This is a genomic window from Ruegeria sp. AM9 (assembly GCF_056540565.1).
Window position 1 is genome coordinate 37,218 of the sequence record NZ_JBQFWY010000009.1, and the last position, 22,397, is coordinate 59,614.

Genomic DNA, 22,397 nt, shown 5'->3' on the forward strand with positions numbered 1-22,397 from the left:
AAGAGTTTCGCATCTGACCATGAGCAAAACTCATACCCTGCCCCGGTTTTACCCCAGCGCATATCCGGCACCGCGAACCGTGCGCACCGGGTCATCGCCGCCATGTTGCGTCAGTGCCTTGCGCAGGCGACCGATATGGACGTCAACCGTGCGCGTATCGACATAGATATCACGGCCCCAGACCCGGTCCAGCAATTGCTCACGGCTCCAGACACGGCCCGGTTTTTCCATGAAAGTGCTCAGCAGGCGGAATTCGGTTGGACCCAGTTTCAAAGGCTTGCTGTCACGGCTGACCTTGTGCGTTTCCGAATCCAGAACGATATCGTCAAACTCCAGCCGGATACCGACCGTGGCGGGACGCACGCGGCGCAGTTGCGTCCGCACCCGCGCCATTAGCTCGACAACCGAATATGGCTTGACCACATAGTCATCCGCGCCGGTTTCAAGGCCGCGCACCTTGTCGACCTCTTCGGTGCGGGCCGAGAGCATTATGATCGGAATCGATCGCGTATCCGGGCGGGATTTCAGACAACGGCAGACCTCGATGCCACTGAGGTTCGGCATCATCCAATCCAGCACGATGATGTCCGGATGTTCCTCGTCAACCAACAGCATGGCTTCATCGCCGCTGGCGGCCCGGGACACGCGGAAACCTTCAGCTTCGAGGTTATAGGCCAGAACTTCACGCTGCGCCGGTTCATCTTCAACGACCAGAACGGTGGGCTGATCCGCAGACATTTGTCAGATCTCCTGAGGGGTATGCGAAGTTACATCAGCTTTCGGGCGCGCCTCGGCCGGGCGTTCCCCGGTCACGAGATAGACAACCTGCTCGGCAATCGCGGTCACGTGGTCGCCCATGCGCTCGATGTTTTTTGCGATGAAATGCAGGTGCATACAGGACGAGATGTTGCGCGGATCCTCGGCCATGAAGGTCAGGAACTCGCGGAACAAGCCGTTGTACATCTGGTCCACCTCTTCGTCGCGGTTGATGACATCGGTCGCCAATTCGGCATCGCGTTGAATATAAGCGTCCAGCGCGTCGCGCAGCATCCGTTCGACCTCGCGCGCCATGCGGCGCAAGGCGGCAGCGCTGCCGTTGATTTCGCCCGCATTGACCAAAACCGTGGTCCGCTTGGCGATGTTCTTCGAATAATCACCAATGCGCTCAAGGTTGCCGGACACTTTGAGCACCGACAAAACCAAACGCAAATCACTGGCCGTCGGAGCCCGCAACGCAATCAGACGCGCGGTTTCTTCGTCGATCAACTCTTCCAAAGCGTCGATGGCCTTGTCGCCCTGACGGACCTGTTGCGCGAGTTCCTCGTCGCGGGTTTCCAAGGATCGAGCGGCGCCCATGATGGCGGCTTCGACAAGGCCGCCCATCTTCATGATATGGGCCTGAATTGCCTCAAGGTCCCGGTCGAAAGCGGATGCAATATGTTGTTCGGTCATACCTGTATACCTGTGCTCAGCCGATCCGGCCGGTGATGTAGCTTTCGGTGCGGGGATCTTCGGGATTGGTGAAAATCTGCCCCGTCTCGCCAAATTCGACGAGGTTGCCGAGGTGGAAGAATGCGGTTTTCTGGCTGACACGTGCCGCCTGTTGCATCGAGTGGGTCACGATCACCACCGAATAGCGAGAGCGCAGTTCGTCGATCAGTTCCTCGACCTGCGCAGTAGCAATCGGGTCCAGGGCCGAGCACGGCTCGTCCATCAGCAGGACCTCGGGGGCAGTGGCGATGGCACGGGCGATGCACAGACGCTGCTGCTGACCACCGGACAGGCCGGTGCCAGGCGCGTCCAGACGATCCTTGACCTCATCCCAGATCGCGCCGCGACGCAGGGATTTTTCAACGATTTCATCCAGTTCCGCCTTGTTCTTTGCCAGGCCGTGGATACGCGGGCCATAGGCCACGTTGTCATAGATCGACTTGGGGAACGGGTTCGGCTTCTGAAATACCATTCCCACCTTGGCGCGCAGCTGCACCGGGTCGACGCGCTTGTCATAGATATCTTCACCGTCCAGCAGGATATCGCCTTCAACCCGGCAGATATCGATCGTGTCGTTCATCCGGTTCAGGCAGCGCAGGAACGTGGACTTGCCGCAACCCGACGGGCCGATGAAGGCGGTGACGGTCTTGTCCTCGATCTGAACATCCACGTCTTTGATGGCATGGGTGTCACCGTAGTAGACCTGAACCTTGTTCGCGGCGATCTTGATGGCTTTGGAGTCCACGGTTCTCTCCACTCGTTTCATGTCGTTCATAATAAGCCCCTTTACCAGCGGCGTTCAAAGCGGCGGCGCAGGATGACCGCGATGGTGTTCATTGTCACGAGGAAGATCAACAGGATGATGATGCCCCCCCATGCGCGTTCATAAAAGGCCGGGTCGGCGCGCTTGGACCATTCGTAGATCTGCGCTGGCATGGCCGAGTTCGGCGACAAGAAGCCCGCAACAATTCCGTCCGGCGGGTTCGAGGCGATAAAGCCCACCATCCCGATCAGCAGCAGCGGTGCAGTTTCCCCAAGCGCTTGCGCCAGACCGATGATGGTGCCGGTCAGAATGCCAGGCGCGGCCAGCGGCAGAACATGGTGGAACACCGCCTGCATTTTCGAGGCCCCTACCCCAAGTGCAGCATCCCGGATCGACGGCGGCACCGATTTCAGCGATGCGCGGGTCGAGATGATGATCGTCGGCAGGGTCATCAGCGTCAGCACAAGGCCACCCACCAGCGGCGCCGAGGTCGGCAGGTGCATGTAGTTGATGAACACGGCCAGGCCCAGAATACCGAACACAATCGACGGCACGGCAGCCAGGTTCGAGATATTCACCTCGATAATATCGGTCAGCCGGTTCTGCGGCGCAAATTCCTCAAGATAGATCGAGGCCGCAACGCCGATAGGCAGTGCCAGCGCCAGCACCACGAACATCATGAACAGCGAGCCCAGCATCGACACACCGATCCCTGCCGCCTCGGGCCGTTGGTCGGATGCGTCCGCGCCAAAGATGAAGTCCGGGTTGAAGGCCTTGTACAGCACGCCCGCGTCACGCAGCTGATCCACGACATCCAGTTGCGCGACCGAGATGCTCTTGTCATTGGCGATCGAATCCCGGGTCACGCGGCCTTTCATATAGCCATCAACGCGGCTGTTGGTCAGAAAACGAAAGCTGACCGTCTTGCCGATCTCATCGGGGTTGGCGATGACATAGTTCCGCAGATCAGCCTGCGCCGCCTTGGACAGGATTTTTCCCAGCTCTTTGGGCTTCAGGTCCGTCTGAATGCCCAGTTTTTGCACTTCGCTTTCCAGCGCCGATGCAATCAGAGGCGCATAGCCAAAGGTCGAGACCTTCTTGATGTCCTCAATATTGCGGTTGCCTTTCTTGTCCAGCTTGTCTTCCTTCAGCTCGACATTCAGCTCAACAAAGCTTTGCTGGAACGCGCCTGTACCGGCAGTGACGATGTTGGTCACCAGAACGACCAGCATCAGCAAGCCAATGCCAATGGCCGCGATGCCATACAGTTTGAACCGGCCTTCGGCAGCATTCCGACGTTTGGTGCGCGCGTCCTTTTCGAACAGCGACCCGCCTTTGCGCTTCGCAGCAGGAGCAGCACCAGGGGTTTGGGAAATATCGGTCATTCGTACTGCTCCCGGTATTTGCGTACGATGTAGAGGGCAAAGATGTTCAGCCCCAGCGTGATGATGAACAGGGTCAGACCCAATGCAAATGCCACCAGCGTTTCGGGGCTGGCAAAATCGGTGTCGCCGGTCAACTGGCTGACAATACGTGTGGTGATGGTGGTCATCGCCTCAAACGGGTTGCCCGAGAATTTGGCGATGGCACCCGCGGCCATCACCACGATCATCGTCTCACCGATGGCACGGCTCGCAGCCAGCAGGATCGCACCCACGATCCCCGGCAACGCGGCTGGCAAAACCACCTGACGCACGGTCTCGGATTTGGTTGCGCCGAGACCCAGCGAGCCATCGCGCATCGACTGCGGCACCGCGTTGATGATGTCGTCGGACAGCGACGAGACAAACGGGATCAGCATGACGCCCATGACCAGACCGGCCGTCAGAACCGCGTTGGAACTGGCCATCCAGCCCAGACCCAGCGCACCTCCGTCACCGAACATCGACACCAGCGCCGGACCCACGGTCAGCAGAGCAAACAGGCCGTAAACGATGGTCGGGATACCGGCGAGGATCTCAAGCAGCGGCTTGGCAAGCGCGCGGGTCGCGCCCGAGGCATATTCCGAAAGGTAAATCGCGGCGAACAGGCCAATCGGTACGGCCACCAATAGTGCGATCAGCGAGATATAGAGGGTGCCCCACAGCAGCGGCAGGATCGATAGCTCACTGCCTCCGCGGAAGTTCGGGGCCCAGGTGCTGCCGAAGAAGAAGTCTTTCCACGAATGCAGCTGGAAGAAGTTCATGGTTTCGAACAGCATCGACAGCACGATGCCGACGGTGGTCAGAATCGCAATCGATGCGGCCAGCAACAGCAGCGCCAGAATGCCCTGCTCGACCACGTTGCGCGCGCGGAATTCCTTGTGCGTCCGCACATAGGCAAAGGCTGCGCCCATGAGGGCCAGCGCCAGCACGACGACCTGCATCGCCACCGACCCGGTCCCGGTCATGCTGCGGTATTTCTGCGCCGCAACCAGAATGGGCTGGGTGATATCCTGCGTCAGAACCTGACCCGCGTCTTTCAGAGCTGACGTCAGCGCGTCAATATCCGCGTTCGCATCCTGCGCCTGGGCCCCGGTCAATGCGCCCGAAGCAACAGCGCCATCCAGGCCGTAGGCCACGCGGCGCACTTCGCTCATGATCAGGCCGCGATCCGATCCTTCGGGAATCGCCTGATCGGGGATGAGACCGGATACCGTGCTGTTCACGATCATCGGCTGTACCAGAAGCCAGACAATCAATACGCCCAAAGCTGGAACAAGCGCCGACATGGCGACGTTGTAGCCATAATAGGACGGCAAAGAGTGCAATTCGCGGGCGTCACCTCCCGCACTTGCCAGGGCACGGGACCGACCCGTGAAGTATCCGATCACTGCAAGCGCAAGCAGGATAAGCAACAGCCAGGATAACGCCATGATAACTCCGTGGGGATGGCAGAGTTGGAGTCAAAACGAACCGGGGCGCGTATAAAACGCCCCGGTTCCATTCACAAATGTACTTAGGAGCCGCCGCCCAGAACGGTTTCGTTGGCAACAGTTTCCTGTACCTTGACCAGTTCCGGATCGGAAACCAGACCGTATTCGGCCAGCGGGCCGTCGGGACCTGCGATCTCGTCAGCGACGAAGAACTCGGCATATTCTTTCAGGCCGGGGATTACGCCGATGTGGGCTTTCTTCACGTAGAAGAACAGCGGGCGCGACACGGGGTACTCGCCGGATGCGATCGACTCGGTCGAAGGAACGATGTCGGACATGGTCGCAACTTGCAGCTTGTCGGTGTTGTTCTCGTAGAACGCCAGACCAAAGACGCCGATGCCGTCCTTGTTGCTGTCGATACGGGCCAGAGTTTCGGTATAGTCGCCGTCGATGTCGACCGACACGCCGTCGGTGCGCAGAGCGATACAGGCTTTCTCGGCCGCTTTCTTCTTGGCCTTGTCGCTGTCGCCTTCTGCGGCGGCCAGATAGGCGTCAAAGTCGCCCAGGTGCTCACAGCCGGCCAGGATCACTTTGTCTTCAAACACTTCACGGGTACCGTGCTTGGTGCCCGGGATGAAGGCTGCGATCGGCTGCGCCGGGAACGCTGGGTTCACGTCGGCCCAGGTTTTGTTCGGGTTGTCGACCAGCTGGCCATCAACAACAATCTGTGCAGACAGGGCCTTGTACCAGTCTTCCGGCGTGAACTCGAACGAGTTGCCGTTGATGTCGGATGCGAAAACGATGCCGTCATAACCGATCTGAACTTCGATGATGTCGGTTACGCCGTTTTCAGCACAGGCTTTGATTTCTTTTTCACGGATGGCGCGCGATGCATTTGCAACGTCGATGGTGTTTTCGCCAACACCTTCACAGAAACGCTTCAGGCCCGCCGAGGAACCACCCGATTCAACAACCGGTGTCGGGAAGTCAAAGTTTTCACCGAAGGCTTCCGCAACGATCGAAGCATAAGGCAGGACGGTTGAGGAACCGGCAACCTGAACCTGATCACGGGCGGCGGCCGCAGTGGCCGAGACAGCAGCGATAGCAAGGGCCGAAGCCGACAGTTTTACAAAGGACATCTCAGTCTCCTTGAGAATGTAGTTGGTGATCACCCCCATGATGATCTTGCCGGCACCTCTACGGCCCGCGCGTAAGCCTTTTGTGACAGGTATGTAACAGCTATATGACAGTCGACAGAAATTCTTACCGACGCGACGCATTGCAGACATGCAGCGTTCACATAGCTTCACGAAACCGCTCTGATTGCTGTGAGTTTAGCGGGTCACCGCGGCAGAATAACGGTGAACGTCGTGCCTTTGCCCAGATCGCTTTCCACCCGCAGCCGCCCGCGATGGCGGTTGATGATGTGCTTCACGATGGCAAGACCCAGCCCCGTCCCGCCCAATTGCCGCGATCTGTGACTGTCGGCGCGATAGAATCGTTCGGTCAGACGGGGCAAATGCACCGCATCGATACCCGGCCCCTTGTCGATCACCTGAACCCGAACCGCCGGGCCCCGCATTGCGGAATCGCGTTCAGACGGAGCCACGCGAATCTCGACGCTGCCACCGCTGCCACCGTATTTGATGCCATTCTCGATCAGGTTGGTGAAGACCTGGCGAAGCTGGTCATTGTCTCCGGTCAGCGAAACAGGTTCTTCCGGCGCTTTCAGGGTCAGTTGCACCTCGGCGTCTTCAGCCAGAGGCCGAAGAGAGTTCAGCGTCGACTGCACGAGGCCCGTCAGCTCCAGCTGTTCTTTCGGCCGCACACGCTCTTCGCTTTCGACGCGGTTCAAAGACAGCAGATCCCCTACCAGCCGGTTCATCCGGTTGGCTTCATCGTTCATTATGTGAAGAAAGCGCTCACGCGCGACCGCATCGTCACGGGCCGGTCCGCGCAAGGTTTCGATGAACCCCATCACGGCTGTCAGAGGTGTGCGTAGCTCATGGCTGACATTGGCGACAAAATCGCGGCGCATCTGGCTGGCCTGCTCGACATGCGTGATGTCCTGAAAGATCGCCAGCACCGCCCCGCCAGACACCGCGCCGACCCCGTTCAGATAACGGCATTCGACCTCGAACGTAGTGTCCTGCGCACCATCGTTGGACAGGTGGCGCGTTTTGGCCGGGCCTTTGGTATGCAGGGCCTGTTCAATCGCATCAATCACCTGCGGTTGCCGCAGGATCGTTGCGAAATGCCGTCCGACGATATTCTGCGTCAACAGGGTTTTCGCATCCGTATTCGCGGCAATGATCCGCTCTGTCTGGTCGACCATCAGGGCGGGCATCGGAATGGCCGAAACAAATTCGGCAAGCAGGTCGTCTGACATTTTCTCAATCTTTCCAGACTAGACCACAGGCTTCATCTCATCGCGGAACCGGCGCATGTTCTGCTGATAATGCAACGCGCTGAGGGTGATTTTCTGCGCCGCTGCCTCATCCAGCTGCCGCACGACCTTGCCGGGCGACCCCATGACCAGCGAGTTGTCGGGGATTTCCTTGCCCTCGGTGATCAGGGCCCCTGCCCCGATCAGGCAGTTCTTACCGATCTTCGCGCCGTTCAGAACAATCGCCCCCATCCCGATCAGCGTGTTTTCCCCGATCGTGCAACCATGCAGCATCACCTTGTGCCCGATCGTACAATTCTTGCCGATGGTCAGAGGGAACCCGGCGTCGATATGCATGATGCAGTCTTCCTGCACGTTGCTACCTTCGCCCACACGAATCTCTTCATGATCCGCCCGGATGGTGCAGCCGAACCAGACCGAGGCGCCCTGCTCCAGCACCACTTTGCCGATCAGGTTGGCGTCGGGCGCTACCCAAGTGTCCTCGTGGATTTGCGGAATGTGCTCCCCCAAGGCGTAGATGGTCATGACAGCCCCTCAAATTCGTTTTGCAGGGTACGCACGTGGTTTTGCAGATTGGGTTGCTGGATGCGGCGCATGCGTTCCGCGCTGACGATGGTTTTCAGTTTGTCCTCGGTCGAGTCCAGATCGTCATTGACCAGTACATAGTCGTAATAACCCCAGTGGCTGATCTCATCCCAGCTTTTCAGCATCCGTTTGGCAATCACATCCGCGCTGTCCTGCCCGCGGGTCTCCAGACGGCGGCGCAGTTCGGGGATCGAGGGCGGCAGGATGAAGATCGACAGCGCATGCTTGCCCAGATCCGAATTGCGGATCTGCACCTCGCCCTGCCAGTCCACGTCAAACAGCACATCCCGGCCGGAATTGATGGAATCCCGCACCGGACCGGCGGGCGAGCCGTAAAAGTTCCCGAAAACGTGCGCATGTTCCAGCATCTGCCCATCGGCAACCTGCTGCTTGAACTCGTCTTCCGACAGGAAATAATACTCGCGCCCATGCTCCTCACCCGGACGGGGCGCGCGGGTTGTGGCCGAGACCGAAAATTCCAGACCTTCGTCCCAAGCCATCAGCCGGCGGGCCAGAGTGGATTTTCCCGCACCCGAGGGCGAAGACAGGATGATAAGTAGGCCGCGGCGATCTGCCATGTCAGTCGTTCCCATAATCATTCAACATTTTGCACTTGTTCGCGCATCTGGTCTATGACCGCCTTCAACTCAAGCCCGACCGAGGTCAGATCAGCGCTCTGCGCTTTCGAACACAGCGTGTTGGCCTCGCGGTTGAACTCCTGCATCAGGAAGTCCAGCTTGCGCCCGACGGCTGTGTCCTGAGACAACAAATCCCGCGCAGCCACAACGTGGGCTTTCAGGCGGTCGATTTCCTCGGTGATATCGGATTTGACGGCGATCAGCGCCAGTTCCTGTGCAACCCGGTCAGGGTCGGCACCCTGCGCATTGTCCAGTACTCGCGCGAGGTTTTCCCGCAGCGCCTCGGCGGCCTTGTCCTTGCGTTGCTCGGCAAGATCCGCAGCCTGTTCGGTTAGTTGAGCCACCTGCGCCAATTGCCCGTCCAGAACGTCGGCCAGTGCCTTGCCCTCGGTCTGGCGCATATCAACAAACGCAGCCAAAAGCGGGGCAAACTCCTTGGTCAGTTGTTCCACCAGCGGCGCGGGGTCATCGACGTCGCTGCCGGCCTCCAACATGCCCTTGATGCCGATCAGGTCAGCCGCAGTGGACGGAGCCAGCGCAACACCGCTGGCGGCGGCCATTTCCTGTGTGCGCGCCAGCGCGGTGAGCGCGGCGGCCATGGCGGTTTCGTTCAGGGCAAGATCGGGCGCCGTTTCATCACGGCTCAGCTTTAGCGAAAGGGTAACGCTGCCCCGGCTCAGAGCTTTCGAGGTTTGCGCCCGCAAGCCAGCTTCGAGCCCGGTCAGCCAGTCGGGCACGCGCAGGCGCATGTCCAGCCCCTTGCCGTTCACACTGCGCAACTCCCACGTCCAGCTATGGGGCCCATATGCCCCCTTGCCCGAGGCGAAAGCGGTCATGGATTTGATCATTTTAGCTGCCCCTGTCTGCTCGCTTGGTGCACCTAATGCCATCGGCAGGCGCAGGGCAAGAGTTTGCTCACTTTGAACCGATCTCCAGAAGTTAACCATTCGTTAAAGAATTCCTCCAAAATTGACTTAACCCGTGTCAATCTGACCTGAGCCAGCGCAGGTCGGGCGCAAATGGTCCCGGTATCTGGCATTTTAGGAAAATGACGGTCAATCGACGCTAGGGTGATGAAAATGAAAACCTTTTTCGGAAACGGTTCCGGGTCAAGTTTTGGAAAGATCGTCGCAATGGATCGTTTTGACAGCGGGCGCAGCCTCTCGCCCATCCGACAGGTCGAAGCGTACTGGACCGCGCTTCTGACAGGTGACGGCGTGCCCAAGCGGTCGCAGGTCGATCCGCGTGGTCTTGAGAACGTTCTGGAATACACGTTCATCCTGGAACGCATTGCACCGGGGCTGGCGCGGTTCCGTCTGGCAGGCAGCCATCTGAACAAACTGGCGGGCATGGAAGTACGCGGTATGCCACTGACCGCGTTTTTCGAACCCAGCGACCGCGGCCAGATTTCGGACGTTCTTGAGCAGGTCTTTGCCCGGCCTGCGATTGCCGAATTGGGACTGGTCTCTGCCGGCAAACTGGGGCGGGTCCAATTGCAGGCCCGCATGATCCTGTTGCCGCTGAAAAGTGACCTTGGTGATGTCAGCCGCGTGCTGGGCGTGATGGTCTGTGACGGTGCAATCGGTGCAACGCCACGCCGGTTCACCATTCCGGACACCCGCGTTCGGGCGGTCTCCGACGTGCAAGCACCACAGCAGCAGGTGGACCACGAACCTGCCGGTTTCGCCGAGGATCAGGATGCGTTCAAACGCCCCGGATCACATCTGCGGCTGGTGTCGTCCCGCGACGACTGACACCGACGAAAAAGGCGGACCAAATGGCCCGCCTTTCTTTTGCAATTTGCCCGAAACTCAGCTGACCGCGCGTTTGTTGCCATTGCGGCGCAGGTTGGTCAGTTCCTCAGCAACAAGGAATGCCAGTTCCAGCGATTGCGACGCGTTCAGACGCGGATCGCAAGCGGTGTGGTAACGATCCGAGAGGTCCTCTTCGGTCACAGCCCGCACGCCGCCGGTGCACTCGGTGACATCCAGCCCGGTCATCTCGAAATGCACGCCGCCGGGGATGGTGCCCTCGGCCTGATGCACACCAAAGAAGTCGCGCACCTCGCGCAGGACCGAGTCAAAGGGCCGCGTTTTGTAGCCGGTGGCTGACTTGATCGTATTGCCATGCATCGGATCGCAGACCCAAGTGACCTTGGCCCCCTCTTCCTTCACGGCCTTGACCAGACGCGGCAGATGTTCGCCCGCCTTGCCCGCACCAAAGCGCGCGATCAGGGTCAGGCGGCCTTCTTCATTCTCGGGGTTCAGCTTGGACATCAGAACCTTGAGGTCTTCGGCCGTCGTGGTCGGACCACATTTCAGTCCGATCGGGTTCAGCACGCCGCGGCAGAACTCTACATGTGCGCCGTCCGGCTGACGCGTGCGGTCACCGATCCAGATCATGTGGCCGGAGCCGGCCAGCCAGTTTCCGGATGTCGAATCAAGACGGGTCAGCGCCTCTTCGTATTCCAGCAGCAGACTTTCGTGGCTGGTGTAGAATTCAACGGTCGAGAATTCGTGCGTGGTGTCCGCCGTGATCCCGGCAGCGTTCATGAAATCGATCGTATCCTGAATACGGTCAGCGATTTCCGAGTATTTGCTGACATCCTGTTCGTCGGTAAAGCCCAGCGTCCAGGAATGCACCATGCTCATATCCGCGAAACCACCGGTCGAGAATGCGCGCAGCAGGTTTAGCGTCGCGGCGGCCTGAGTGTAGGCCTGCAGCATCTTGCCGGGATTCGGAATGCGTGCTTCGGGCGTGAAGGCCAGCTCGTTGATGATGTCACCACGGTAGCTGGGCAGTTCCATACCATCCACAACTTCGGTGGGGGCGCTGCGCGGCTTGGCGAACTGGCCCGCCATACGGCCAACCTTCACCACCGGCACCTTGGCGCCATAGGTCAGCACCATTGCCATTTGCAGCATCACCTTGAAGGTGTCACGGATCGCGTCCGCACTGAATTGTTCAAAGCTTTCGGCGCAATCCCCGCCCTGCAACAGGAAGGCCTCGCCGCGACCGGCGGCACCCAGATGTTGCTTGAGACGCCTCGCCTCACCGGCAAAGACCAGCGGGGGATACTGTGAAAGCTGGGCCTCGACCTTGGCCAAAGCGGCCTCGTCGGTATAGTCTGGCATCTGAACCCGGGGCTTGTTGCGCCAGTTCGTTTTTTGCCATTCGGTCATAGCTTTGATCTCCGCTGAAGTAGTCAGGTCGTCTCTATACAAAATGCATTGAAGACTGACCATATCCGATTTGGGCCTCTTGACGCGGGAAACAAGCTTTGATCATGGTGGCTGTCAAATCTGTCGCCGGACGTAACGTCTCGAAGCGCCGAATCAAGGACACCTCGCCATGCAAGAGCAACGCCAAGTTGTCACGGTGGAAGACACTGCGGCCAACCCGCGCAATTTCGTATTTGTCCTGCTGGACAAATTCTCGCTGCTGTCATTCGCATCGGCGTTGGACAGCCTGCGGATTGCCAACCGTATGGCGGATAGGACGCTGTATACCTGGACCCTGATGGGCGAAAGCGGCGAAACGGTCAATTGTTCGGCTGGTACGACGTTCGCGTTGAACGAGGACCTGACCGAACTTCAGCGCGACGATGTCGTGTTGATCTGCGGCGGCGTGGACGTGCAGGCAGCGACCACCAAGAAGGTGCTGAACTGGGTGCGGCGCGAAGCACGGCGCGGCCTGCGCATCGGAGGCCTGTGCACCGCGGCCTATACGCTGGCCAAAGCCGGCTTGCTGGACGGCAAGCGCGCCACGATCCACTGGGAAAACGCCGACAGCTTTGTCGAGGAATTCGACGAGGTCGAACTGACCAAGTCTGTCTTTATCGTCGATGCGAACCGCATGACCACGGCGGGTGGCACCTCGTCCATCGACCTGATGCTGAAGATCATCGCCGACGATTATGGCGAAGACCTGGCCAACGCGGTGGCGGATCAGATGATCTATTCCTCGATCCGTACCGATCAGGACACGCAACGCCTGTCGACTCCGACCCGCATCGGCGTGCGCCACCCCAAGCTGAGCCAGGTCATCCTGATGATGGAAAAGAACATCGAAGAGCCGATCTCGCCTTCGATTCTGGCCAAGGATGTCGGCATGTCCACGCGGCAGCTTGAACGGCTGTTCCGTCGCTATCTCAGCCGGTCGCCCAAGCGCTATTATATGGAACTGCGGCTGCACAAAGCGCGCAACCTGCTAATGCAGACGGATATGAGCGTGATCAACGTGGCGCTGGCCTGTGGGTTTGCCAGCCCGTCGCATTTCTCGAAATGCTACCGGGCGCATTACAACACGACGCCCTACCGTGAGCGCGGCGCACAGGGTGACCGGCTGTCCGGTTAACCCGGTCCTACGTGCCCGGCGTCATGCGATAGACCGCCCCCTGCCCGACCGAAATGAACCAGATCGACCCATCCGGGGCCTCGACGATGTCGCGCACGCGTTCGGTCTCGGGGCCTTTGATCTGCTCGACCTCTTGCAGCGGCGATCCCGCCAGCCGCGCGATATAGTCGAATTTCAGCGAGCCTACAAAGATGTTCCCTTTCCACTCGGGCCACAGCTTGCCGGAATAGACCATCAACCCGGACGGTGCCATGGACGGGTCCCAATAGAATTCGGGCTGTTCCATGCCTGGTTTCGCAGTGCCCTCTCCGATCTTCTTGCCGGAGTAATGCACGCCGTAAGAGATCACCGGCCAACCATAGTTCCGACCAGGCCGGACCAGATTGACCTCATCCCCGCCTTTGGCGCCATGTTCGGAAATCCAAAGCCGCCCGCGCGCGTCCAGCCCGGCCCCCTGCGGATTGCGGTGGCCGTAAGACCAGATCTCGGGCCTCGCGCCGTCTTCCCGGACAAAAGGGTTGTCCGCAGGCACCGAACCGTCGCGGTTCACGCGAATGACCGTGCCATTATAGTTGGAGCGGTCCTGAGCTTTGGAGCGCTCACCCCGGTCGCCGATCGTGACGAACAGGGTCCCATCTTCCGCCTCAACCACCCGCGAGCCATAGTGCCGCCCAGCCGAACCACCCGGGACCGCCTCGAAGATCACGCGCGGGTTGGTCAGTTGATCACCCGCATTTGACAATTGGGCCACCGCAAGGGCGGTTCCGGCACCGCCCTGCTGCGGTTTCGAAAAAGTCAGGAAAACCTCTCGGGTGCGAGAGAAATCGCGGGCGACGGTCACGTCAAGCAAACCGCCCTGCCCGTTTGCCGCCACTTTCGGCACACCCCTGACGCGTTTTGCCTGCCCGTCCGTGACATAGAGCAGTTCACCTTCGCGCTCGGTCACCAGAAACGCGCCACCTGGCAACAGCCCGACAGCCCAAGGTGTATCCAGGCCCTCAATCATCGGACTGACCTGCACGGAACCGGATGAGGTCTCAAGGGTGTCGGCACTGACCCAGCCGGCCGGAAACCACAGCGCCAGAATCGCAAATACTCTTAACATTCAGCTCTCCATCCATGGACCGCCTGCCGCCAAATCACGGGATACACCCAACAAAAACTAGCAGAACTATAGGTGGCAATGACACATCTTCGTGAGGACTTTTCTTTTCCGGACAGCTTGCCTAGGGTCATGCGCAGAACGAATACGTTCCAACTTGGGAGTAACCACATGAAAAAGCTGCTTACTGCAACCGCAGCAACCGCATTGCTGGCCGGCACCGCCATGGCCGAAGACGTCAAACTGGGTATTATGTTCGGTTTCACCGGCCCGATTGAATCGCTGTCGCCTGCAATGGCCGCCGGTGCGGAACTGGCCATGAAAGAAGTCTCGGAGTCGGGCAAGCTGCTGGACGGATCGACCGTGACCCCGGTACGTGCCGATACCGGCTGCGCCGACAATGCGCTGGCCACTGCCAACGCTGAACGCCTGGTTGCCGAAGGCATCAACGGCCTGGTCGGCGGAGACTGCTCGGGCGTGACCGGCGCGATCCTGCAGAACGTTGCCGTTCCGAACGGCATGGTGATGATTTCACCGTCGGCGACCTCGCCGGGTCTGTCTGTCATGGAAGACAATGACCTGTTCTTCCGCACCTCGCCGTCTGACGCGCGCGAAGGTGAGATCATGGCCGACATCCTGAAAGAGCGTGGCGTCAACTCAATCGCTCTCACCTATACCAACAACGACTACGGCAAGGGTCTGTCCGAGGCGATCAAATCCTCGTTCGAGTCGCTGGGCGGTGAAGTCACCATCGTAGCGGCACACGAAGACGGCAAGGCCGACTATTCGGCCGAAGTTGGCGCCCTTGCATCGGCTGGCGGCGACATTCTGGTCGTGGCCGGTTATCTGGACCAGGGTGGTCTGGGCATCATCCAATCCTCGCTGGACAGCGGTGCGTTCGACACGTTCGGCCTGCCGGGCGGCATGATCGGTGACTCGCTGCCCGAAAACGTAGGCCCGGATCTGAATGGTTCCTACGGTCAGGCGCCGGGTTCGAAAAGCGAGGCTGCGGATTCGTTCTTTGCGATGGCCGAGGGCGAGGGCTTTGACGGCTCGTCGATCTTTGTTCCCGAATCCTATGACGCCGCAGCGCTGTTCCTGCTGGCCATGCAGGCCGCGGGTTCCAGCAACCCCGCCGACTACGGCAGCAAGATCATGGACGTCGCCAACGAACCGGGTGAGAAAATCTATCCGGGTGAACTGGCCAAAGGTCTGGAACTGCTCGCCGCCGGTCAGGACATCGACTATGTCGGCGCGTCGGGCGTCGAACTGATCGGCCCCGGTGAAAGCGCCGGCGCCTATCGTGAGATCGAGGTTATCGACGGTGAGATGAAGACGGTTAATTACCGTTAATCAAGCGTCAATTCAGACCGAACGGAACAGCCCGGGCCTTGTGTCCGGGCTGTTTCAGTGACAAAAGGCGGCACCTCTGTTTTCGGGGAAAAGACAAGGGAAAACCATGATCGTCGTAGAAGACGTGCACAAGCATTTTAGCGGCTTCCACGCGGTGGATGGCGCTTCGTTAAAGATTGAAAAGGGTTCGATTACCGGCCTTATCGGACCAAACGGTGCAGGCAAAACCACCCTGTTCAACGTGATCGCAGGCGTTCTGCCTCCGACCAGCGGCAAGGTGTTCATGGATGGTGAGGACATCACCGGATTGCCCCCGCATGAGCTGTTTCACAAGGGCTTGCTGCGCACGTTCCAGATCGCGCACGAGTTCTCGTCGATGACCTGCCGCGAAAACCTGATGATGGTCCCTGGCGCTCAATCGGGCGAGGCATTGTGGAACACGTGGTTCGGCCGCAAGCGCATCGCCGACGAAGAACGCGCCTTGCGCGCCAAGGCCGACGAGGTGCTTGAGTTCCTGACCATCGAACATCTGGCCGATCACAAGGCGGGTCAGGTCTCGGGCGGGCAGAAAAAGCTGCTGGAGCTTGGCCGCACCATGATGGTCGATGCCAAGATCGTGTTTCTGGACGAGGTCGGGGCGGGCGTGAACCGTACCCTGCTGATGACCATCGCCGACACCATCCTGCGCCTGAACAAGGAACGCGGCTATACTTTCGTGGTCATCGAGCACGACATGGATTTCATCGGCAAAATCTGCGACCCGGTCATCTGCATGGCCGAGGGCAAGGTTCTGGCCGAGGGTACTCTGGACGAGATCAAGGCCAACGAGCACGTGATCGAGGCGTATCTGGGCACCGGCCTGAAGAACAAAGACAAGCTGGAGGCCGGAGCGTGAGCGACAATCCTTATCAGGACGACAAGGGCAACAAGGACGCCTCGATTACCAATCCGCATGGTGCGGGCACCATGGTTCCGGCCCACCAGACCAGCGGTGAAACGCACTATGTCGGCGGCGGCCCGTTCCTGATCGGCGACACCATGACCGGTGGTTATGGCAAGGGGCCGGATATCCTGCACGACTGCACCATCGCCGTCGACAAGGGTGAAATTGCGGTGATCGTCGGCCCCAACGGTGCCGGTAAATCCACGGCGATGAAGGCCGTGTTTGGAATGCTGGACGTCCGTGCCGGGGCGGTGCGGCTGGATGGCGAGGATATCACCAAACTCTCGCCGCAGGACCGGGTGATCAGGGGGATGGGCTTTGTGCCGCAGACCTCGAACATCTTCACCTCGATGACGGTGGAGGAGAACCTAGAAATGGGCGCCTTCATCCGCCGCGACGACATCAGCCAGACGATGGAGCAGGTCTATGACCTCTTCCCCATCCTGCGCGACAAGCGCAACCAACCGGCCGGAGAGCTGTCGGGCGGTCAACGCCAACAGGTCGCCGTAGGCCGCGCGCTGATGACCCAGCCCAAGGTGCTGATGCTGGACGAACCCACCGCTGGTGTCTCGCCCATCGTGATGGATGAACTGTTCGACCGGATCATCGAAGTCTCGCGCACCGGCCTACCGATCCTGATGGTTGAACAGAACGCCCGTCAGGCGCTGGAGATTGCGGACAAGGGATATGTGCTGGTTCAGGGGCGCAACGCCTATACCGGCACGGGCAAGGAACTGCTGGCCGATCCGGAAGTGCGCAAGAGTTTCTTGGGGGGGTAGCGTGAGAATACCTGAAGTATTGATCTTGGCCTCAATTTGCAGCGCTGCTGAAGCCGAAACATGCTTTCTCAGAGAAGCCTGTGAAAACGAAGGGGAATGCGTGGGCTCCATGCTCAATATCGAGTTTATCGGCAAACCGCCCGACCAGATTCGAAGTAACTTCGGGGAGTTCATCATTGACGGCACCGCTGCGGCTGGTGAAGCGACTTCCGAAGTACGTCTTTCGAACGGAACAGAGTACGTGGTCACTTCTGGAAACTCCTTGATGATTGCATCGCAAGAAGATGAAAATAGCCGCTCGATCATGTTCTTGGCACGAACACCACCATCAAAGCTGACGGCTACGCTCACCGTTGTTCCGCAGCGATATGTCGAATATTCAAAGACTTTCAATGCACGTCGTGTATTTGAAGGCGATTGCGAGCAGGAGTTTTAATGGACTTCCTCAACGCCATTGTGGCGCTCTCCAACTTCGTCCTTGTTCCCGCAATCGCCTATGGCAGCCAGTTGGCGCTGGGCGCTCTGGGGGTGACGCTGATCTATGGCATCCTGCGGTTCTCGAACTTTGCCCACGGCGACACGATGGCCTTTGGCGCGATGATCGCTGTGCTGGTCACGTGGGGCCTGCAGGCCGCCGGGGTCAGTTTTGGTCCGTTGCCAACCGCTCTGCTGGCCCTGCCCTTTGCCATTCTGGGCTGCATCGTTCTGGTGCTGGTCACCGACCGGCTGGTCTATAGGTTCTACCGGGAACAAAAGGCCAAACCCGTCATTCTTGTGATCGTCTCGATGGGTGTGATGTTCATCATGAATGGTCTGGTGCGGTTCATCATCGGACCGGATGACCAAAGGTTCTCGGACGGTGCAAGGTTCATCGTTTCGGCGCGGGATTTCCGCGAGATGACCGGGCTGCGTGAGGGGCTGGCGATCAAGACCTCACAGGGCATTACCGTCATCGTGGCCGTTGTCGCCGTGGCGCTGCTGTTCTGGTTCCTGAACAGGACCCGCACCGGCAAGTCGATGCGCGCCTATTCGGATAACGAGGATCTGGCGCTGTTGTCGGGGATCAACCCCGAACGCGTGGTGATGATCACATGGATCATCGTCGCCGCGCTGGCGACCACGGCGGGCGTGCTGTACGGGCTGGACAAAAGCTTCAAGCCTTTCGTCTATTTCCAGTTGCTGCTGCCGATCTTCGCCTCGGCCATCGTGGGTGGCCTCGGCAGCCCTCTGGGTGCCATCGCCGGCGGCTTCATCATCGCCTTTTCCGAGGTGACGATCACCTATGCCTGGAAAAAGGTGCTGACCTATCTGGCGCCGGAAAGCCTGGAGCCGTCGGGGTTGGTGCAGTTCCTGTCCACCGACTACAAGTTCGCGGTCAGCTTTGTGATCCTGCTGATCGTGCTGCTGTTCAAACCTACGGGTCTGTTTAAGGGGAAAGCGGTATGACCGAGCCTGTCAAAAACACGCTGCTTTTCGCCGTGGTCGGCGGCCTGATTCTGCTGACCGGGTTCACGCAAAGCTGGAACGCCGCGATCCTGATCATGAATATGGGGCTGATCTCGGCCGTCATGGCGTTGGGGGTGAACCTGCAATGGGGCTTTGCCGGGCTGTTCAACGTCGGCGTCATGGGCTTTGTCGCGCTGGGCGGGCTTGCGGTCGTTTTGGTTTCCACCCCGACGACACCTGGAGCGTGGTCTGCGGGCGGATACGGCATCGTTCTGGCCCTGCTGCTGGGTGCCGCGACCGTTGTGGCCACCGTACTGGTGGCGCAAAAGATGCCGAAAGGCCGGGTACGAACTCTGTCGATCATCGCCATTCTGATAGCGGGGTTCTTTATCTACCGCGCCGTGCTTGATCCCAACACCGCGGCGGTCGAGGCAATTGAACCTGCGGTCGCAGGCAACCTCGGCGGCCTGAACCTGCCGGTGCTGCTGGCCTGGCCCGCCGGAGGTCTGCTGGCTGCCGGTGCCGCCTGGTTGATCGGTAAGACCGCTTTGGGTTTGCGCTCGGACTATCTGGCGATTGCAACGCTGGGTATTGCCGAGATCATCATCGCGATCTTGAAGAACGAGGATTGGTTGGCCCGTGGCGTCAAGAACGTCTACGGAATCCCGCGTCCTGCCCCGGTGGTGGGCTATGAGGTCGATCTGCAAAACGATCCCGGCTTTGTTGCACGGGCTGATTGGCTGGGGCTGGATCCGGTAACGGCGTCGACCCTGTCGGTCAAGCTGGGCTATTCGTTGCTATTTCTGATCGTGTTGCTGGTGTTGCTTTGGATGGCGCAGAAAGCTCTGAACAGCCCGTGGGGCCGCATGATGCGTGCCATTCGCGACAACGAGGTCGCAGCCGAGGCGATGGGCAAAGACGTCACCCGCCGCCATTTGCAGATCTTCGTTCTGGGCTCGGCCATCTGCGGCATCGCGGGTGCCATGATGACCACTCTGGACGGTCAGCTGACCCCCAGCGCCTATCAGCCGCTGCGGTTTACCTTCCTTGTCTGGGTGATGGTGATCGTCGGTGGTTCGGGCAACAATTTCGGAGCGGTTCTGGGCGCCTTCGTCATCTGGTTCCTCTGGGTTCAGGTCGAACCTATCGGCCTGTGGCTTATGAACCTGATCACTTCGGGTATGCCTGATGGCAGTGCGCTCAAGGCACACCTGATTGAAAGCGCCGCGCATATGCGCCTGCTGACCATGGGGCTGATCCTGCTGATTGTTCTCAGATTCAGCCCAAGGGGCCTGATTCCCGAGAAATAGATCGCACCTGTGGGAAAAATCGAAACCGTGCCGCATAATCGGCGCGGTTTCTTGATTCATGAACCGAACATGAATAGACGAAATCATCGCTGAGCACGTTCCGGGCCTGCGCCGGATCGCCTTCACGTTTAATTAGTCAATCGAGGCTGAAACTACAGGCCACCTCTCGAGAGTAAGAAGACGACACATGAAAACTTCGTTTATCCCCAAGATCCTCATGCTGCCGGTAGTCGCCAGTCTGGCCGCATGTATCCCATCACCCGAAGATCTGGAGACTGAGCCGGTCAAGGTTCAAACTCCGAAGGGCGTGGTCACCTGTCAGCTGTACCGTCATGACCGGGTCACCTGGGACCGCGCCATCGATTTCCCGGCCACCAAGATGTCGGTGCCCGAGGCGGACGCTTATTGCCGACAAGAAGGCCAGCGTCGTCTGAAGTAACGGGATCGGCGCCGCGCGGCAGACATACCGCACGGCGCCGCGCGCTTATCGGCCCCGAAACAGCCCGCCCAGAATACCCCGCACGATGCGGCGCCCGGTGGTGCCTTTGAGTTCCTTGATGACGGCCTCACCCATGGCGGTGGCAAAGGTATCCTTCTTCCGCGTCACCCGGGAAGAAGACCGCCCGACGCGGCCACCGGAATACCGGCGGGCCGTAGCGAATTCGCGCTCGGCAGTTGTTTGGGTTTCTTCCTTCTCTTCCGCCTTGGCAGCGGCCTCGGCCGCCACCTCCGCACGAGCCTGAAGGATTTCGAACGCCGACCTGCGATCTTTCAGCGTGCCGTATTTCGTCTGCATCGGAGAAGCTGCCAGAACCGCCTGACGCTCGGCCTCGGTGATTGGCCCGAGCTGCGATCCGGGCGGGCGGATCAAGGTCCGTTCAACAATCCCCGGCACCCCCTTTTTCTGCAGCATCGAGGTCACCGCCTCGCCCACGCCGACCTCGCGGATTGCCGTCTCGGTGTCGAAGGCCGGGTTCTCACGATATGTTTCGGCAGCCAGGCGCAGGTTCTTGCGATCCCGGGCCGTGAACGCGCGCAACGCGTGCTGAACACGGTTTCCAAGCTGCCCCAGAATATCCTCGGGTATGTCTGCCGGGTTTTGTGAAATGAAATAGACACCAACCCCCTTGGACCGGATCAGCCGCGCGACTTGTTCAACTTTGTCGACCAGAACCTTAGGCGCGTCTTCGAACAGCAGATGCGCCTCGTCAAAGAAGAAGACCAGCTTGGGCTTGTCCGGATCTCCGACCTCGGGCAGTTCTTCAAACAGCTCGCTCAGTAGCCACAACAGGAAGGTCGCATATAGGCGCGGAGATCCCATCAGCTTGTCCGAGGCCAGAATGTTCACCATCCCCTGCCCGTTCTCGTCCGTGCGCGTCAGATCCGCAAGCTCTAGCGCGGGTTCGCCAAACAGGTTGGTGCCGCCCTGATTTTCCAATACCAGCAAACGCCGTTGAATGGCCCCGATCGACGCTGTCGAGACGTTGCCGTAACGCAGGGACAATTGCGTCCGGTTTTCGCCGATCCAGACAAGCAGGGCTTGCAGGTCCTTGAGATCCAGCAACGGCATTCCCTCTTCATCCGCTACGCGGAACGCGATGTTCAGGATGCCTTCCTGCGCCTCGCTCAGGTCCATGAGGCGCGACAGCAGCAGCGGGCCCATCTCGGTCACGGTCGTGCGCACCGGATGGCCTTGCTGACCGAACAAGTCCCAGAACGTCACCGGGCACGCGGCATAGGCGTAATCCTGAAACCCGATGCGCGTGGCGCGATCCCGAAACGCCTGATGCAACTTGTGGGTTTCGCTCCCCGCCATGGCCAGACCGGACAAATCCCCTTTGACGTCGGAAAGGAACACCGGAACGCCCGCTGCGGAAAACCCCTCGGCCAGAATTTGCAATGTTACGGTTTTGCCCGTGCCCGTCGCACCGGCGATCAACCCGTGCCGGTTGGCATATTTCAGCGTCAGGGATTGAGGCTGGCTGTAATCGTCACCCGCGCCGCCCAGAAAGATGTTTTTTTCCATGTATGTAAGGCCTTAATTTCCACCGATCTGCCCCCAGCATACAAAGTTAACCTTTGACTGCGATAGTCAATTCGCCGCCCTCGTCGCGATTGGTGCAAGGCGGCAAACTTCCTCCCTGTCGACTGACCGCGCCTTCGGGCGCGGTTTTTTTAAAGGAAAGCTGTCTCTGCCATTAAAATTTCAGGTTTGCAGTTGACCGCTGCGCCCGCCTTTCGTAACGTCTGCGCATAACTAAGTCGGCCAGTCCGACGGGGAGAACATTTTATGAAAGGGAGCCGCTCCACCGGCTCCCTTTTTCGTAGACCGGAAATGCCGCGGAATGGCGAAAAACCGATCATATCCGA

Annotated in this window: 22 protein-coding genes; 9 read left to right on the plus strand and 13 right to left on the minus strand. The window is 59.5% G+C overall.

Annotation, left to right across the window (positions count from 1 at the left end; all coding sequences use genetic code 11):
• Positions 1–48: 48 nt before the first annotated feature.
• From phoB to ACR0DO_RS14945, 10 genes are all read right to left on the minus strand, one after another.
• Positions 49–738, minus strand: coding sequence for a phosphate regulon transcriptional regulator PhoB (gene phoB / locus ACR0DO_RS14900; RefSeq protein WP_480559856.1), 690 nt, complete (start codon positions 736–738; stop codon positions 49–51).
• 3 nt (positions 739–741) lie between these two features.
• A complete protein-coding gene (gene phoU, locus ACR0DO_RS14905; protein ID WP_170671477.1) occupies positions 742–1,452 on the minus strand; it encodes a phosphate signaling complex protein PhoU in 711 nt (236 codons plus the stop codon).
• Positions 1,453–1,468: 16 nt separating this feature from the next.
• Positions 1,469–2,266 (minus strand): phosphate ABC transporter ATP-binding protein PstB, encoded by a 798-nt coding sequence (gene pstB, locus ACR0DO_RS14910; protein ID WP_170671479.1) that lies wholly within the window; start codon positions 2,264–2,266, stop codon positions 1,469–1,471.
• 11 nt (positions 2,267–2,277) lie between these two features.
• Complete coding sequence (gene pstA / locus ACR0DO_RS14915; RefSeq protein WP_480559859.1) at positions 2,278–3,639, minus strand: phosphate ABC transporter permease PstA; 1,362 nt, start codon at positions 3,637–3,639, stop codon at positions 2,278–2,280.
• Entirely contained in the window at positions 3,636–5,108 is a 1,473-nt protein-coding gene (gene pstC, locus ACR0DO_RS14920; RefSeq protein WP_480559861.1) for a phosphate ABC transporter permease subunit PstC, read from the minus strand. Before pstC ends, pstA begins: the two co-directional genes overlap by 4 nt.
• Before the next feature lie 83 nt (positions 5,109–5,191).
• Positions 5,192–6,247, minus strand: a complete 1,056-nt coding sequence (locus ACR0DO_RS14925) for a substrate-binding domain-containing protein (protein WP_170671481.1) — start codon at positions 6,245–6,247, stop codon at positions 5,192–5,194.
• Between the two features lie 203 nt (positions 6,248–6,450).
• Positions 6,451–7,497, minus strand: a complete 1,047-nt coding sequence (locus ACR0DO_RS14930; RefSeq protein WP_480559864.1) for an ATP-binding protein — start codon at positions 7,495–7,497, stop codon at positions 6,451–6,453.
• An 18-nt stretch (positions 7,498–7,515) separates the two neighbouring features.
• Complete coding sequence (locus ACR0DO_RS14935) at positions 7,516–8,040, minus strand: gamma carbonic anhydrase family protein (RefSeq protein WP_480559866.1); 525 nt, start codon at positions 8,038–8,040, stop codon at positions 7,516–7,518.
• Complete coding sequence (gene gmk / locus ACR0DO_RS14940; protein ID WP_480559867.1) at positions 8,037–8,678, minus strand: guanylate kinase; 642 nt, start codon at positions 8,676–8,678, stop codon at positions 8,037–8,039. The genes ACR0DO_RS14935 and gmk overlap by 4 nt, the downstream gene beginning before the upstream one ends.
• Positions 8,679–8,695: 17 nt before the next feature.
• Positions 8,696–9,586 carry a YicC/YloC family endoribonuclease gene (locus tag ACR0DO_RS14945; protein WP_480559869.1) on the minus strand — a complete coding sequence of 297 codons (891 nt, stop codon included), beginning with the start codon at positions 9,584–9,586 and terminating at the stop codon, positions 8,696–8,698.
• 285 nt (positions 9,587–9,871) lie between these two features.
• Between ACR0DO_RS14945 and ACR0DO_RS14950 the strand changes: the two genes are divergently transcribed.
• The gene (locus ACR0DO_RS14950; RefSeq protein ID WP_480559871.1) at positions 9,872–10,492 is read left to right on the plus strand and encodes a PAS domain-containing protein; all 621 of its coding nucleotides are present in this window, start codon (positions 9,872–9,874) and stop codon (positions 10,490–10,492) included.
• Between the two features lie 57 nt (positions 10,493–10,549).
• On the opposite strand, the gene ACR0DO_RS14955 is transcribed toward ACR0DO_RS14950, so the two are convergent.
• On the minus strand, positions 10,550–11,920 hold the full coding sequence (locus ACR0DO_RS14955) for a class II 3-deoxy-7-phosphoheptulonate synthase (RefSeq protein WP_480559873.1): 1,371 nt from the start codon (positions 11,918–11,920) through the stop codon (positions 10,550–10,552).
• Positions 11,921–12,089: 169 nt separating this feature from the next.
• Between ACR0DO_RS14955 and ACR0DO_RS14960 the strand changes: the two genes are divergently transcribed.
• Positions 12,090–13,094: a GlxA family transcriptional regulator gene (locus ACR0DO_RS14960; RefSeq protein WP_480559875.1), complete on the plus strand. Its 1,005-nt coding sequence runs from the start codon at positions 12,090–12,092 to the stop codon at positions 13,092–13,094.
• 7 nt (positions 13,095–13,101) lie between these two features.
• On the opposite strand, the gene ACR0DO_RS14965 is transcribed toward ACR0DO_RS14960, so the two are convergent.
• On the minus strand, positions 13,102–14,199 hold the full coding sequence (locus ACR0DO_RS14965) for a PQQ-dependent sugar dehydrogenase (protein WP_480559877.1): 1,098 nt from the start codon (positions 14,197–14,199) through the stop codon (positions 13,102–13,104).
• 168 nt (positions 14,200–14,367) lie between these two features.
• On the opposite strand from ACR0DO_RS14965, the gene ACR0DO_RS14970 reads away from it, so the two are divergent.
• The 7 genes from ACR0DO_RS14970 (at position 14,368) to ACR0DO_RS15000 (ending at position 20,466) form a co-directional block, all read left to right on the plus strand.
• On the plus strand, positions 14,368–15,549 hold the full coding sequence (locus ACR0DO_RS14970; protein ID WP_170442784.1) for an ABC transporter substrate-binding protein: 1,182 nt from the start codon (positions 14,368–14,370) through the stop codon (positions 15,547–15,549).
• A gap of 106 nt (positions 15,550–15,655) precedes the next feature.
• Positions 15,656–16,444 carry an ABC transporter ATP-binding protein gene (locus tag ACR0DO_RS14975; RefSeq protein ID WP_480559879.1) on the plus strand — a complete coding sequence of 263 codons (789 nt, stop codon included), beginning with the start codon at positions 15,656–15,658 and terminating at the stop codon, positions 16,442–16,444.
• A complete protein-coding gene (locus ACR0DO_RS14980) occupies positions 16,441–17,271 on the plus strand; it encodes an ABC transporter ATP-binding protein (RefSeq protein ID WP_480559881.1) in 831 nt (276 codons plus the stop codon). Before ACR0DO_RS14975 ends, ACR0DO_RS14980 begins: the two co-directional genes overlap by 4 nt.
• 1 nt (position 17,272) lies before the next feature.
• Positions 17,273–17,707 (plus strand): hypothetical protein, encoded by a 435-nt coding sequence (locus tag ACR0DO_RS14985; RefSeq protein ID WP_480559883.1) that lies wholly within the window; start codon positions 17,273–17,275, stop codon positions 17,705–17,707.
• Positions 17,707–18,717 carry a branched-chain amino acid ABC transporter permease gene (locus ACR0DO_RS14990; RefSeq protein WP_480559885.1) on the plus strand — a complete coding sequence of 337 codons (1,011 nt, stop codon included), beginning with the start codon at positions 17,707–17,709 and terminating at the stop codon, positions 18,715–18,717. Before ACR0DO_RS14985 ends, ACR0DO_RS14990 begins: the two co-directional genes overlap by 1 nt.
• Positions 18,714–20,027: a branched-chain amino acid ABC transporter permease gene (locus tag ACR0DO_RS14995; protein ID WP_170671498.1), complete on the plus strand. Its 1,314-nt coding sequence runs from the start codon at positions 18,714–18,716 to the stop codon at positions 20,025–20,027. The genes ACR0DO_RS14990 and ACR0DO_RS14995 overlap by 4 nt, the downstream gene beginning before the upstream one ends.
• Before the next feature lie 187 nt (positions 20,028–20,214).
• Positions 20,215–20,466, plus strand: a complete 252-nt coding sequence (locus ACR0DO_RS15000; protein WP_480559887.1) for a hypothetical protein — start codon at positions 20,215–20,217, stop codon at positions 20,464–20,466.
• Positions 20,467–20,511: 45 nt separating this feature from the next.
• On the opposite strand, the gene ACR0DO_RS15005 is transcribed toward ACR0DO_RS15000, so the two are convergent.
• The gene (locus ACR0DO_RS15005; RefSeq protein WP_480559889.1) at positions 20,512–22,053 is read right to left on the minus strand and encodes a helicase HerA-like domain-containing protein; all 1,542 of its coding nucleotides are present in this window, start codon (positions 22,051–22,053) and stop codon (positions 20,512–20,514) included.
• Positions 22,054–22,397 lie beyond the last annotated feature (344 nt).

Coding starts and splice junctions, on each gene's coding strand:
- pstA (WP_480559859.1), bottom strand. CDS start 3,639: ATGACCGATATTTCCCAAACCCCTGGTGCTGCTCCTGCTGCGAAGCGC.
- pstB (WP_170671479.1), bottom strand. CDS start 2,266: ATGAACGACATGAAACGAGTGGAGAGAACCGTGGACTCCAAAGCCATC.
- ACR0DO_RS15000 (WP_480559887.1), top strand. CDS start 20,215: ATGAAAACTTCGTTTATCCCCAAGATCCTCATGCTGCCGGTAGTCGCC.
- ACR0DO_RS14960 (WP_480559875.1), top strand. CDS start 12,090: ATGCAAGAGCAACGCCAAGTTGTCACGGTGGAAGACACTGCGGCCAAC.
- ACR0DO_RS14970 (WP_170442784.1), top strand. CDS start 14,368: ATGAAAAAGCTGCTTACTGCAACCGCAGCAACCGCATTGCTGGCCGGC.
- ACR0DO_RS15005 (WP_480559889.1), bottom strand. CDS start 22,053: ATGGAAAAAAACATCTTTCTGGGCGGCGCGGGTGACGATTACAGCCAG.
- ACR0DO_RS14975 (WP_480559879.1), top strand. CDS start 15,656: ATGATCGTCGTAGAAGACGTGCACAAGCATTTTAGCGGCTTCCACGCG.
- gmk (WP_480559867.1), bottom strand. CDS start 8,678: ATGGCAGATCGCCGCGGCCTACTTATCATCCTGTCTTCGCCCTCGGGT.
- ACR0DO_RS14950 (WP_480559871.1), top strand. CDS start 9,872: ATGGATCGTTTTGACAGCGGGCGCAGCCTCTCGCCCATCCGACAGGTC.
- ACR0DO_RS14935 (WP_480559866.1), bottom strand. CDS start 8,040: ATGACCATCTACGCCTTGGGGGAGCACATTCCGCAAATCCACGAGGAC.
- ACR0DO_RS14990 (WP_480559885.1), top strand. CDS start 17,707: ATGGACTTCCTCAACGCCATTGTGGCGCTCTCCAACTTCGTCCTTGTT.
- phoB (WP_480559856.1), bottom strand. CDS start 738: ATGTCTGCGGATCAGCCCACCGTTCTGGTCGTTGAAGATGAACCGGCG.
- ACR0DO_RS14995 (WP_170671498.1), top strand. CDS start 18,714: ATGACCGAGCCTGTCAAAAACACGCTGCTTTTCGCCGTGGTCGGCGGC.
- phoU (WP_170671477.1), bottom strand. CDS start 1,452: ATGACCGAACAACATATTGCATCCGCTTTCGACCGGGACCTTGAGGCA.
- ACR0DO_RS14945 (WP_480559869.1), bottom strand. CDS start 9,586: ATGATCAAATCCATGACCGCTTTCGCCTCGGGCAAGGGGGCATATGGG.
- pstC (WP_480559861.1), bottom strand. CDS start 5,108: ATGGCGTTATCCTGGCTGTTGCTTATCCTGCTTGCGCTTGCAGTGATC.
- ACR0DO_RS14925 (WP_170671481.1), bottom strand. CDS start 6,247: ATGTCCTTTGTAAAACTGTCGGCTTCGGCCCTTGCTATCGCTGCTGTC.
- ACR0DO_RS14965 (WP_480559877.1), bottom strand. CDS start 14,199: ATGTTAAGAGTATTTGCGATTCTGGCGCTGTGGTTTCCGGCCGGCTGG.
- ACR0DO_RS14955 (WP_480559873.1), bottom strand. CDS start 11,920: ATGACCGAATGGCAAAAAACGAACTGGCGCAACAAGCCCCGGGTTCAG.
- ACR0DO_RS14930 (WP_480559864.1), bottom strand. CDS start 7,497: ATGTCAGACGACCTGCTTGCCGAATTTGTTTCGGCCATTCCGATGCCC.